Here is a 12,466-nt window from a genome sequence, read left to right as displayed (position 1 = left end):
AATAAGGATAAAGGTTATATCATTTATGCAAATAATAATGAATTTTATCCTGTTTCTATTTCTATAGATTTTGAATTAACAAATCTTGCTTTTTCAGAATCGCAAAAAAAGATTTTCGTAATTCCGCCTAAAAGTGAAAGATATAAAATTGGCGAATTAAGTTTATCTAATAAATCTGCCAGCAAATACAAATTCGCATACAGATACGAATATACCATAGGTGATGTCACCATAACTAATTACGACAAATCATTCGAATATGATTTGCCTTTTCAGAAAGGGCAAAGTTACATTGTATCACAGGGTTACAACGGAGCTTTTTCACACAAAGACAATAATTCTATTGATTTTAATATGCCTGAAGGCAGTCCAATTTTAGTTGCCAGAGAAGGCATAGTGGTACAAATTGTACAAAATAATTCACAGAGCTGCCCACGGGAAGAATGTAATAAATACAACAATCATATTCTGGTAATGCATTCGGACGGAACTTTTGCCAGTTATGCGCATATTAAAAAAAATAGTGTAAAGCTAAACGTTGGTGATAAAGTAAAAAAAGGTGATGTTATTGCAATTAGTGGAAATACTGGTTGGACAAATGGGCCACACTTACATTTTTCATGTTTTATAGGATCGTTCAAAAAAGCAAAGACATTAAAGACTCTATTCAGAATTAATCATGGTAAAGAGTCTGTATTTTTAAAAGAAGGCAATACCTACTTTAGAAACTATTAGCTCATTACACTTTATTTCTAACATCATACAAAAGCTCTTCGTCCAAAAACTATAATTCTATTTTAGAGATGTAATTAAGAGAAATTATACTCCGCAAAAATTATAAGAAGATTTTATCTTATTTTTATTGTTAAACTTTATTACAATGGCTAAAACAGATTTTAAAACAATAGACGAGTATCACCACACTTTTCCAGCCGATATACAGGAAAGAATGCAGGAAATACGCAAGATAATTAAAGAGGTTGTGCCACAAGCCGAGGAAATAATCAGTTATCAAATTCCCGCTTTCAAATACAAAGGCTATCTCATTTATTATTCAGCTTACGCTAAACATATTTCACTGTCAAGTCCCTGGAGCGAGGCCTTACTACGGGAATTCGAATCCGAACTAAAAAAGCTTAAAGTAACCAAATCTGCTATACAATTTCCGAATAAAGAAGAACTGCCATCAGAATTGATAAAAAGGATTGTCGAGTTCAGGAAAGCAGAAAACGAAGCAAAGAAGTAACTTTAAAAAACTGTCTGAAAAGATCTCTGGTTACCGAACAGAGTCGAAAACGCTTTCAGCAGGCAAGAGGAAAGAGATTTCCCTTCTAAATTTGTTAAAATAATAAAGCACTTTACTTTTTTAGATAGTCTTGGCAGACTTTTCTCTACAGAATATGAATTGCTTCTAAAAACAAAACTTCATACCGTTACAGCTGTTACATTAATAAAGCTTTTAATTAATGACCATTACTCAGATTTTCACAAACATCCGTCCTTTTGTAAAACCTTATAGAGTACTGGTCATTGCCACATTAATTTTAACGCTTATTGGTTCTTTTACCGCTCAGGTAAATGCGTTTATATTACAATATACAGTTAACCACATTTCAGACCTGGTTAGTAATGGCAAAGGCTTAGCAGAAGGTATCTCTTTGCTTTCCTTTATTTCTATTGTTTTATTGAGTAAAGAACTTATTAATTCTTTAGTCCAGTTTGGACAAAAATTTTATGGCGAGAAATTAAGGATATATGTTTCGAGAGATCTGGCACAGGCTGTTGTAGAGAAAATTCTTACCTACAGAATGTCTTTCTATACCAATAACAACAATGAATCCGGAAAATTACAAACCCGTATAGATCGTGGTGTAGAAAGTTTAACACGACTGGTACAGAATTTTTTCATTGATATTCTCCCCTTGTTTGCTAATTCCATCGTTGCACTAATACTTATGTTTAATGCTAATTTCTACGTTGGTCTGGTGGGGCTTTGTATTGTTCCCATATATTTTGTTATTACGCAGAAGCAAGCTGTAAAACTAAGCGGTTGGCGTAGGAACCTTAGGAGTTACCGGGAATCTAAAAGCCAGGGTATTATCAGCATTATTGAATCTATTACTGTAATAAAATCATTTAACAGAGAAAAGATAGAAGCAAGTAAACAACTGGAACTGCAGACCAACCTTACGGCAAACCAGATGCAGACCAGACGTACCAGTTTCTTGTTTGACGGATTAAAATCTTTTGTAGAACAAATTGGGGTAGTAATTATCATCATTCTTACCTCTTACCTGGTATTAAATGGCAGCATGAGTATTGGTGCCATCATGTTCCACATTTTATTGTTCAATAACGTTTCTGCTCCAATTCGTCAGTTACACAGAATTTATGACGAAATGAATGATGCCATGATCTATTCCGAAAGTTTTTTCGATATTCTTAATGCTGATAATGAAAAGGAAAATACCGGTACTTATAAACCGGCTACAATAAGGGGATTATTTGAAATCAGGAATGTAGATTTTACCTATCCTAATGGCACTCAGGCATTGAAAAATGTAAATTTAAAAATAGAACCTAATAAAATTACCGCACTGGTTGGCTTGTCGGGAGCCGGAAAAAGTACTATCATTAACCTTTTAGATAAATTTTATGATCCATCGGCTGGAGAAATACTACTTGACGGTGTGCACCTCAATCAATATGATATCACTTATTTAAGAGAACAGATTGGCCTGGTTTTACAGAAAAACCACATCTTTAACGGCACAATTGAGGAGAATATCAAATATGGAAATCCCAACGCAACTAAAGAAGATATTATCTATGCTGCAAAGCAAGCTTACATTCACGAACAGATTATGCAGTTGCCAAACCAATATCAATCCAAGGCACTATTAATGTCCGGAGGGCAGCAACAACGTATCGCTATTGCCAGAATGTTTATAAAGAACCCTCCTATTATATTCTTAGATGAACCTACTGCCAGTTTAGATGCCATTGCTACGGAGCAGATAAAGAATAGCTTAGACGCTATTAAAAAAGGACGGACTGTTGTTATTATCTCCCATTCTATCTCACAAATTATAGATGCTGACCATATTTATGCCATGAAGAATGGAAAAGTGGTAGAGTCCGGAACGCATGACGAAGTTTATGAGATGAATGGCGTTTATAAAGAAATTTTTGATGCCAGTGCCCGTAGCCTAAATATCGAAAAAATAGCTAAGAACTTAATCTCTGCAAACGACAATAAATAAGTAGTTTTATATTGATATATTGCATTAAATAGAACTGGAAGTGATAAATTTTATTTAATCATCAATAGAATGAAAACACATACGACAAATTATTTTGATAGTTTTATAGAAGTAGCAGAAGATACTAAAACTACTCACGGAATAAAACCAGCTTCAAAAGCTGACAAAAAAACTATTGCTGAAATGCAATACGATTTGATTTCGAAAAATCCCTATAAATATACTTCTGATGATATAATCTTTCAGGTATTTGCAGACAGAAATGATTTAACTAAAGCCGAATACAAACAGGCAAGAGAACAGTTCTTTTCTAAAGGACAGGCTTGTTTAAGAGCTTCTCCCCTAACAAAAACATACGGGTTTGGTATTCATAGCGATAGCAAAGGGAAAATCGCATTATATGGATTGGAAACAGATGAATATCAAAAGTTTTTGTCGGATCCTGAAATCAAAAAGGTAAAGGCTATGCGAACTTCAAGGAAATGAATAGAAGCTTTGACAGACTGAGAGAAGTAAAAATTCTGATTGCTTTATTCCAATAAATCACTTAGTTTTTTCTCTATAAATGCTAAATTGCTGATATGTTGAAGAGACTATCATTTTTAAGCTTAATTTTTCTTTTACTGGGGAATTTGTCCGTATGCGCTCAGAAAAAACCTAAAAAAGAGCGTAAGACTATTGCCAGTACACCCAGGTCTGAATTGTTGTATACAGACCATACTTATATACCCGAAATCAAAAGCGTAGAACTGTATAATGCCGATAAAAGGCAATCTTTCCCTGTCATACATTTAGGTTCAGGTGATCAGTTACGTCTGCAGTTTGATGACCTGAGAGCAGACAACAGAAGTTTCTATTATACACTGGTACATTGCGATGCAGAATGGAATCCATCTTCCCTCACTCCTATAGATTATTTGGAAAGCTTTACAGAAGACAGGATTAATGATTATAAAATTTCGTTCAATACTTTTCAGAAGTATATGCATTACGAATTAAGCATCCCTAACCAAACTGTAAGACCTAAATTATCTGGCAATTACCTCCTTAAAGTTTATGAAGACGGAGATCAGGACAGGCTATTGCTTACAAAACGTTTTTTTATTCTCAATCCAAAAGTTAAAGTGGATGCTGTGGTTACGCAATCGCAGGTTGTAAGGGAAAGAGATAAAAGACAAAAAGTAAATTTTGTAATTCAGCATCCGGGGCTGCTTATTCAAAATCCGTATCAGGAAATCAAGGTCATTGTTATGCAAAACCAACGTTTCGATACACAGAAGATGACCAATGTTCCTCTTTTTATAAGAAATGATCAGTTGATTTATGAGGATGTTAAAACTAACGATTTTGATGGCGGCAATGAGTTCAGGTTTTTTGATACCAGAAGCATGCGCTTTAAATCGCAAACAACGCAAAGTATCTATCAGGATTCTTTGTACCATGTAAAATTGTTTGCAGATGCTGTCTGGAATACACCTACCTATACCAGTCAGTTTGACGAAAATGGCAATTTCTATATCATGAACCAGGATGGCACTAATCCGGATTATGATGGAGATTATGGCTGGGTATACTTCACACTACTATCTACACCTCCTACCGAGAACGGGCAAGCTTATATTCTCGGAAAATTTAATAATTACCGGAAAGATGAAGAATCAAGAATGACCTATGATCCGGCAAACAAACTCTACTATACCAGACTATTGCTAAAACAAGGTGTTACTAATTACCATTACATATGGGCAGATGCTAAAGGGAATATAGACAACAATGCATTTGACGGCAATTTCTATGAAACAGAAAATAGCTATCAGATATTAGTTTATTACAGACAGCCCGGTTCCAGATATGAAGAATTAATTTCCTATAGTACTTTAAATTCAAGAAAATAATAATATATACCATGCAGAAAGCGAAAAAAGCAAAGGAATCTTTAGTTATTATGAGTGAATTGGTGCTTCCTAACGACACCAATATGCTTCATAATTTAATGGGAGGTCGTTTACTGCATTGGATGGACATTGCGGCCGGAATTTCGGCACAAAGACACTGCAATAATATTGCTGTTACTGCTTCTGTAGATAATGTTTCATTTAGAAATCCGGTAAAACTGGGCGATGTAGTAACTATACAAGCAAAAGTAACCAGGTCTTTCCATACGTCTATGGAAGTCAGGATTACAGTATATGCAGAAAATATACCGTCAGGGAGTAAAATAAAGTCTAACGAAGCCTTTTACACCTTTGTAGCTTTAAATGATAACGGCCAAAAAACAGAAGTTCCGGAACTGATTCCGGAAACAGAGGAAGAACTGGCTTTGTACAATACCGCCATGCAAAGAAGGGAACTACGTTTGGTTTTGGCTGGAAAAATGAGGCCGGATGAAGCTTCTTCTATTAAATCGATATTCAGCTAACAAGTTTATGAAAAAGATCTGGAAAGAAAATTGGGGATTTATTATTGCTGTGATAGCCATGGCTTTTATATTATTTAATATGAAAACCCGAACGTTTGTAACCCAACAGCTTTTCAGAATTGGGCTATTTTCGCCTTCCTTAAGTAAAAAAGATGTATTAGGCCCTATCGACAAGAATATTGCCTTTACCTCTGCAGAAGGGAAACTCATAAAAATGGGCGATCTGGAAGGAAAAGTAGTATTTCTAAATTTCTGGGCTACATGGTGTCCACCATGCATAGCAGAAATGCCTTCTATTCAAAAACTTTATAACCAAATGTCAAACGAGATTGAGTTTGTTTTTGTTGATGTAGACGGTCAGTTTGAAAAGCCGCTTTCTTTTCTAAAAAAACATAATTACAACTTACCACTTTTTGTATCTGCTTCTCCAATACCAGAAACTGTTTTTGATGGTTCTTTACCTACTACGCTCGTTATAGATAAAAAAGGAAATGTTGTCTTCAGGCATAGGGGAATGTCTGATTATAGTGATAAAAGTTTTGTTGCTAAGCTTCGTCAACTAGCTGCAGAATAGTTATTTATATTGTAGAATATAAATAATCCCATTAAGATTGCTATTTGTATAGAATAAAGTCCGCTTTCATGTCATTTCCACTAGATCATGAAAAAAAGAAATCTTCGCGTTCAGAAGTAATAACATTATAACACTCTGAATATTTCCAGTTTACACTATCCCGATTCATCGCACAGGTATCAAGTTAACGCAGAAGTCACTCCTCATGATTTTGTATTGCTGATCTCGCTTGGAGCGGATCAGTATCTTACCATAAAAGTAACAAAGTCTGCTTATGAGATTCTTTTCCCGTGACCAGTCAGGACCAGAATGACGCGAGGACACTAATCTTATACTTTTTGTTTTTCTCCTAACTTGACACTTATGCGATTCATCGGGACTAAAATCTTTCTTTTAATGCCCTAAAAAGCTTTAAATACTGCTTTATAGATTAACCAGAAAATTAAAAGAACAGCAATAATAATAGGCAACAACCAATGCTGCAATTTGCCCGCCTTTTCGTCATTTTTTTCAGTTACCGCTTCTTTACCCGGCCCGGGATTTTCCTTATTAGCCTCGTAATCTGTTTCTATTGGATTGGGAGTATGCTTTTTATTTAATTCGTTTAATTCTTCGTGTTCCTTGTTTTCCATAATATTGATGTTTAGTTCTGTACAGCTATCCTTTACAAAAATGGTTCCGATTTATCGCTATCTTTATTGTTTACTTCATCATCAAAATCTTCAATATCATCTTCTTCTTCGAAAGGTTTAGTATCATCCTCATCTTTAATATAGTCGGCATCACTTGCTGCCAGTTGCTCATCATTTTTAGCATTACCATCCATTTCGAAAAACTCTTCATCTCCCTCTGGTGTCAGACTGTTTCCATCTTTAAACTTCTTAGGATCATTAGGTCCTTCATTTCTATTTTTCATAAATAAATACTTTATATTATACAGGTACTATTTTATTATACAACACTTTAAACTTTTATTTTAGCAATTTCACTTCATATAAATCCTTCCTTCTGTCCTTCATAATTTTAACAGTTCCATATTCATGCAGATCTCTTAATGCATATAAATCAACATCGGCAATTAACACCATTTCTGTATTGGGAGTAGCTTCTGCTTTTATGGCATTATTTGGAAAGGCAAAATCTGAGGGTGTAAATACAGCCGATTGGGAATATTGAATATCCATATTATTTACTCTTGGCAGATTTCCTACCGAGCCAGCTATAGCTACATAACATTCATTTTCTATTGCCCTGGCCTGTGCACAATACCTTACCCTCATATAACCGTTTTGCGTATCTGTCATATAAGGCACAAAGAGTATCTTCATTCCCTGATCTGCAAGTATTCTGCTTAATTCAGGGAATTCTACGTCATAACAGATTAACAAACCTACCTTGCCACAATCGGTATCAAACACCTTGACTTCGCTTCCTCCCTCTAATCCATAATACCGAAGCTCATTGGGGGTAATGTGAACCTTTTTATAAGCGTCTATTTTACCACTTCTATGGCATAAATAAGAAATATTAAACAGCTTGGTGCCTTCTACTATAGGCATACTTCCCGCAATAATATTTACGTTGTAGGAAACGGCGAAAGACAGTATCTTTTCCTTAATTTCCCTGGTATGTTCTGCCAATTTCTTCATCGCCTCACGCTCTGGCAGATCATTGTAGGGGCTCATTAATGGCGTATTAAAAAACTCTGGAAGTAAAATAAAATCCGCACCGTAATCACTTACCGCATCAACAAAGAATTCCACCTGATCGTAAAAAGCTTCCAAAGTAGAAAATGAACGCATTTGCCATTGTACCAATCCTAAACGAATAGTTTGTTTTGCCGGAGAAATTGAGCGCGCTTCAGCATCATAGTAGATATTATTCCATTCTAAAAGCGTAGCGTATTCCATTGATTCCTCATCATTTGGAAGGTAGTTCTTCAATATTTTCTTTACATGAAAATCATTAGAAAGCTGGAAAGTTAAAGTCGGATCGTAAATTTCCTTTTTCTTTACTTTTTCGATGTACTGTTTAGTACTCAGCTTATCAGCATATTTATGATAATTTGGAATTCTGCCACCGGCTACAATACTCTTAAGGTTCCATTCCTCGCACAATTCCTTTCGGGCATCGTAAAGCCTTCTTCCCAACCTCAATTCTCTGTGCTTCGGATGAACGAACACTTCTATTCCATATAGTACATCTCCTTCAATATCGTGTTTTGTAAATTTTCCCTCATCAATAATATTATAATATTTATCGTAAATATTGGTGTTTTTTGAGTTTAATATGATCGCTAATGCACAAGCCACCACGTGGCCGTCAAGTTCTACACACAACTGTCCTTCCGGAAAAATATCTATCAGGTCAATGATATTCTTACGGCTCCAGGTTTCCACTTCCTTGCAATCGTAAGCTTCCTGCATAGATTTTCTTAAGTCGTTATAATCTTTCTTAGTAAGTTGTCTTACCTTAATATCCATATCTGTTGTATTTGCATCTTCTTACAAATACAACAGAAGGCTTTTTGAAATGTTTTTATAGGCAGATTATGCTTTTTGAGATTAGCGGAGTTTCTGAATTACTTTCAGATAAGCATCTGCATATTTTTTCATTCCCATGTCCGATGGATGTATCCCATCAATGGTATCATCTATTCCCAAATTAATAGATTCTGCAGTGACAACGTATACATCTTTATCCTTTCCGGTAATATTCTCAGCCATAAACTTTCTAAAATTCCTGTTAACCCTTTCGTATTCCTGCTGTGAACTATTGTTCAGCAAGTCAATAGTAGCATCGGCATGTTCGGTAAAGATAATTGGAGTTTTGGGATGCTTGCTTCTTAAGGTTTTTAAAGCATATACTAAACGTTGATAAACCTCTTCATCTGTAAATGCTACCAGATTTGGTAAACAATCTATAATATAAACCGAGGCTTCTTCAGAAGCTATCAGGTCTACCAGTTCTTTTTCCAATCTTCCGTTGCCCGAAAAACCAAGGTTTACAACAGGTACATCTATCTGTCTTCACAGAAAGGCAGTCCAGGCCAGACCAGCTCTCGAAGCTGATGCTCCTTGTGCTATTGAGGTACCATAAACAATTACAGGTTTAGCTGTATTATGCAACGGCTTTAATGGAACATTTTTATTCAATCCTATCTTGAAATTAGCCACCGAATTATATAAAGGAAAGTACAAACGGTATTTATTAATCTTTGTTCCTTTCAATTCACTGAAGACAATAGTCATATCTTCTTTTTTGAAGGAGGTGTATTTTCCCTGCACCCATACCCAGCGTTTATCTGTAGTAAAAGCATATAAATCTATACCACTTACACCTATAGCTGTCATATTCTTTAACGACTCTTTTCCCTGATATGCATACTTCAATACTATACTGTCCGCAGTAGTATAAAAATCCAAATAAATGCCCGCTGAGTTTCGGGAAAGGCTCCACACCTCTTTCCTTACCAGGTTTTCATAGGATGCTGGTAATCTATCGAAGCGTTGCTGTAACTGATTACTCCAAAGCTGACCTTGCAGCTTAATAGATTTGTCCTGGCTGAGATCTATCCAGTTAAACCCTTCGAAATCCTGGGAAAAGGACGTCAGGAATGAACAAACTAAAAACAGACCCGATAATAATGTCTTTTTCATAATTGTTATTTAAATAAATAAAAACTGCCTGAAGACGCGTATCTATCAGGCAGTTTATACAAATAGAACTAATACATTTTATTTTATAACGTTCACTCTGGCAATTGTACGGAAGTACTTATGGTACATTTCCTTAGAAACCTCTACTGGATCTCCTTTTGTAGCGGTAGGATAAACTTCCTGTTTATTTACCCAGTTCCACTCCCAATCTTTGATGTATTTTTCAAATTCTGCCTGATCCCAAACTTCGTTGTTCTTTAACTTTTGCAGCGACTGATTAAAGAAAATTTGCCAGCGCTGTTTGTAATAATTCTCTACCAAGCCGCTCCATTGTCTGGCAGAGTAATCATTGATAGTTATTTCTTTATGTCCCCACATGGAAACTAAATCTTTAGCATTAAACTCGTACAACTTGCTTTCTTCTGCATTAGTAGCCCATTTCTTAGCATCTTCTATCCATATGCCCAGTAAGAAATCTTTTCTGGTAGCCAAAAGTCGGTCTAAATCCGAAAGGAGCTCCAGAAACTTTTTAGATTCCTTTTCATAAGTCTGTGCATCTCCTGCATGATAAGTATAAGCTAACTGACGCTGTAATGCTGTTGCGTAATTAGCCATAGCTTGCCTGGTTACGTCAACTATATCATACTGAAAACCATCGCTATTTTTTAATTTATCTGAAGATTTAATTAAATAGTCCCATGCTTTTACAAATTCACGATTATCGTAATACAAATCAGTCCATGTCCAGTAACTGGTTTGAGCAAACGTCGGTCTTCCGGTCAGTATAGACTCCGGAGCTCCCTGATCTTTATTGTTATCCTTATAAACGGTATTCAATAATACATTCCAGGCTTTTACGGCATTTTCATCCAAAACACCATATCTTCTGGCAATATACTTGTGGGTCCAGTTTTCCAAATCGACAGGTTGATTATTCCATACATGCTCCAACATGAGATGGTAAATAAAAGGGTTTTGCTCTATACCTTCCATGGTTAAACCAATACCACTGTAATTGCCTTTCATCGGATCCGACAAAACCCTTGCAGGTTCGCTTGCAATAGTCTGCGCTTTACCAAACAGACCTATGTTACCGCCAAAATTATGCAACATATTCCACACCCATTTTTTGCCGTAATAACCTTCGGTATTTTTCCACCTCGGCCGATTCTCAGTATATAAATCAAGGATTACCAATTTATCATCAGGAACAGGTTTCAGAAAAGCCTGCATTCTTTCCGGAGTCCAGAATTTTCTGCCATGGGCACTTACAAATAACCAGGCCTGCATAACCCAAACTGACTTTGGATCAACTTTCTTCATAGAGGAATATACCTTCTCGCTGATATCATATAGGTATTTAGGATCTGAGGATGGCGGATTAAGTTCGTTGAATATGTCTGATGAGTAATAATGGTCTGTACCGTATTCCCGGGTCTGCTCTTTAAGAAACTGTTCGCCAATTTTGGAAAACATCGGATCATTTGGATTAAGCATGTAAATATTGGGAAAATTACCCTGCCAATTTACGCTATCGACCTTTGCTTCCGGAAACTTCTTTACGAACGATTTAGGAACATGTCCTGTAAAAGCAGGTAAAACCGGAATCATTCCTAATTCTCTTTGTCTTACAAGGATCTTTTTCTGCAATTCTTTATGCGAATCAATCCAGGATTGTGGAAGCGGCCCACCCCAGGCATCCATATTATTCATGTAAAACCAGCCAAAGTAAGCAGGTCCTGTAAAGAACTCCTGTAAGTCCTTATCGGTAAATCCCATACTTTTATAAACCTTCTGCCAGATAGCTTCCTGTCCGGTTATAGCCAAAGGCATATTAATTCCGTTCAATGCCATCCAGTCAATTTCCTCTTCCCAGCGTTTCCAGTCCCACCAGGCCATTGAATAACTGAAAGTACAGTAATTTAAATAATACCTTAACTCATGCGGACTCGTTTTACTGATTTTCTCTTTAATAACCGGTAAAACTTTAGGCATATTGCGGTTACTGCCGTTCCACGTAATCTCGAAATTGCAATACTCTTTCAGGTAGTAATTTAAAGCAGAGGCTACAGCAACACCATTATTACCAGAAAGCACTATTTTTCCATTTCTCGATTCAATTTCAAAACGGTCATCCTCACCCGTTTTAGGAAGATATTTCACTTCAAATTTCTGATAATGCTGTGGGACAATACGCTGGATTAGTTTTTTAGATGCGGATACATTCAGTTGGGAAAAAGCATTTAAACAGACGCAAGTCGCAAGTAAAAGCGTCAATAAACAGGATCTCTTCATTATTTTTTTTTGCAATAAAAAAGCACCTTGAAAGTTTTTCAACTTCATTAATTATGAAAATAAATGATATTAAAAAGACTTAAAAGGCGCTTCTGATTTATATGTTAATGTATTTTATTATTTCTTTACCGGTGCCCAGCTCAAACTTCTAAAAGTTTGATTTTCTGCTGACTTCAATAGTAATTTTGAAGAGGCGCTAATATCCGAACCATGCCCGGCGTTGTCTGTAATCTCTATCAGTTTTCCATCTCCGCCT

Annotated in this window: 11 protein-coding genes and 1 pseudogene; 7 read left to right on the top strand and 5 right to left on the bottom strand. The window is 35.9% G+C overall.

From position 1 onward, the window contains the following. The 7 genes from ABWO41_RS09420 to ABWO41_RS09390 all read left to right on the top strand — a co-directional run. On the top strand, positions 1 to 735 hold a 735-nt coding region (locus ABWO41_RS09420; protein WP_353136949.1), incomplete at its 5' end, for a M23 family metallopeptidase. Positions 736 to 880: 145 nt separating this feature from the next. Then, positions 881 to 1,246 (top strand): iron chaperone, encoded by a 366-nt coding sequence (locus ABWO41_RS09415; protein WP_353136946.1) that lies wholly within the window; start codon positions 881 to 883, stop codon positions 1,244 to 1,246. A 220-nt stretch (positions 1,247 to 1,466) separates the two neighbouring features. After that, positions 1,467 to 3,263, top strand: a complete 1,797-nt coding sequence (locus ABWO41_RS09410; RefSeq protein WP_353136943.1) for an ABC transporter ATP-binding protein — start codon at positions 1,467 to 1,469, stop codon at positions 3,261 to 3,263. A gap of 69 nt (positions 3,264 to 3,332) precedes the next feature. Next, the gene (locus ABWO41_RS09405; protein ID WP_353136940.1) at positions 3,333 to 3,749 is read left to right on the top strand and encodes a DUF6157 family protein; all 417 of its coding nucleotides are present in this window, start codon (positions 3,333 to 3,335) and stop codon (positions 3,747 to 3,749) included. Between the two features lie 95 nt (positions 3,750 to 3,844). Further along, complete coding sequence (locus ABWO41_RS09400) at positions 3,845 to 5,158, top strand: type IX secretion system plug protein (RefSeq protein WP_353136937.1); 1,314 nt, start codon at positions 3,845 to 3,847, stop codon at positions 5,156 to 5,158. An 11-nt stretch (positions 5,159 to 5,169) separates the two neighbouring features. Beyond that, positions 5,170 to 5,682: an acyl-CoA thioesterase gene (locus ABWO41_RS09395; protein WP_353136934.1), complete on the top strand. Its 513-nt coding sequence runs from the start codon at positions 5,170 to 5,172 to the stop codon at positions 5,680 to 5,682. Between the two features lie 7 nt (positions 5,683 to 5,689). Next, positions 5,690 to 6,256: a TlpA family protein disulfide reductase gene (locus ABWO41_RS09390; RefSeq protein WP_353136931.1), complete on the top strand. Its 567-nt coding sequence runs from the start codon at positions 5,690 to 5,692 to the stop codon at positions 6,254 to 6,256. Between the two features lie 401 nt (positions 6,257 to 6,657). Here the strand turns inward: ABWO41_RS09390 and ABWO41_RS09385 are convergent, their stop codons facing one another. The 5 genes and pseudogenes from ABWO41_RS09385 to ABWO41_RS09365 form a co-directional block, all read right to left on the bottom strand. Further along, positions 6,658 to 6,888, bottom strand: a complete 231-nt coding sequence (locus ABWO41_RS09385) for a hypothetical protein (protein ID WP_353136928.1) — start codon at positions 6,886 to 6,888, stop codon at positions 6,658 to 6,660. 32 nt (positions 6,889 to 6,920) lie between these two features. Next, positions 6,921 to 7,172 (bottom strand): hypothetical protein, encoded by a 252-nt coding sequence (locus tag ABWO41_RS09380; RefSeq protein WP_353136925.1) that lies wholly within the window; start codon positions 7,170 to 7,172, stop codon positions 6,921 to 6,923. 55 nt (positions 7,173 to 7,227) lie between these two features. Further along, on the bottom strand, positions 7,228 to 8,739 hold the full coding sequence (locus ABWO41_RS09375; RefSeq protein WP_353136922.1) for a carbon-nitrogen hydrolase family protein: 1,512 nt from the start codon (positions 8,737 to 8,739) through the stop codon (positions 7,228 to 7,230). An 81-nt stretch (positions 8,740 to 8,820) separates the two neighbouring features. Beyond that, positions 8,821 to 9,915, bottom strand: a pseudogene (locus ABWO41_RS09370) (SGNH/GDSL hydrolase family protein). A 78-nt stretch (positions 9,916 to 9,993) separates the two neighbouring features. Beyond that, positions 9,994 to 12,210, bottom strand: a complete 2,217-nt coding sequence (locus tag ABWO41_RS09365) for an alpha-N-acetylglucosaminidase (protein ID WP_353136919.1) — start codon at positions 12,208 to 12,210, stop codon at positions 9,994 to 9,996. Positions 12,211 to 12,466 lie beyond the last annotated feature (256 nt).

It is taken from the genome of Pseudopedobacter sp., assembly GCF_040392825.1.
Classification (GTDB): domain Bacteria; phylum Bacteroidota; class Bacteroidia; order Sphingobacteriales; family Sphingobacteriaceae; genus Pseudopedobacter.
The sequence above is the reverse complement of the archived record's forward strand: the minus strand, read 5'-3'. Positions and strand labels throughout refer to the sequence as shown.

Bases quoted from the DNA above. Each gene is read 5' to 3' on its own strand.
- ABWO41_RS09415 (WP_353136946.1), top strand. From the start codon at position 881: ATGGCTAAAACAGATTTTAAAACAATAGACGAGTATCACCACACTTTT.
- ABWO41_RS09410 (WP_353136943.1), top strand. From the start codon at position 1,467: ATGACCATTACTCAGATTTTCACAAACATCCGTCCTTTTGTAAAACCT.
- ABWO41_RS09405 (WP_353136940.1), top strand. From the start codon at position 3,333: ATGAAAACACATACGACAAATTATTTTGATAGTTTTATAGAAGTAGCA.
- ABWO41_RS09400 (WP_353136937.1), top strand. From the start codon at position 3,845: ATGTTGAAGAGACTATCATTTTTAAGCTTAATTTTTCTTTTACTGGGG.
- ABWO41_RS09395 (WP_353136934.1), top strand. From the start codon at position 5,170: ATGCAGAAAGCGAAAAAAGCAAAGGAATCTTTAGTTATTATGAGTGAA.
- ABWO41_RS09390 (WP_353136931.1), top strand. From the start codon at position 5,690: ATGAAAAAGATCTGGAAAGAAAATTGGGGATTTATTATTGCTGTGATA.
- ABWO41_RS09385 (WP_353136928.1), bottom strand. From the start codon at position 6,888: ATGGAAAACAAGGAACACGAAGAATTAAACGAATTAAATAAAAAGCAT.
- ABWO41_RS09380 (WP_353136925.1), bottom strand. From the start codon at position 7,172: ATGAAAAATAGAAATGAAGGACCTAATGATCCTAAGAAGTTTAAAGAT.
- ABWO41_RS09375 (WP_353136922.1), bottom strand. From the start codon at position 8,739: ATGGATATTAAGGTAAGACAACTTACTAAGAAAGATTATAACGACTTA.
- ABWO41_RS09365 (WP_353136919.1), bottom strand. From the start codon at position 12,210: ATGAAGAGATCCTGTTTATTGACGCTTTTACTTGCGACTTGCGTCTGT.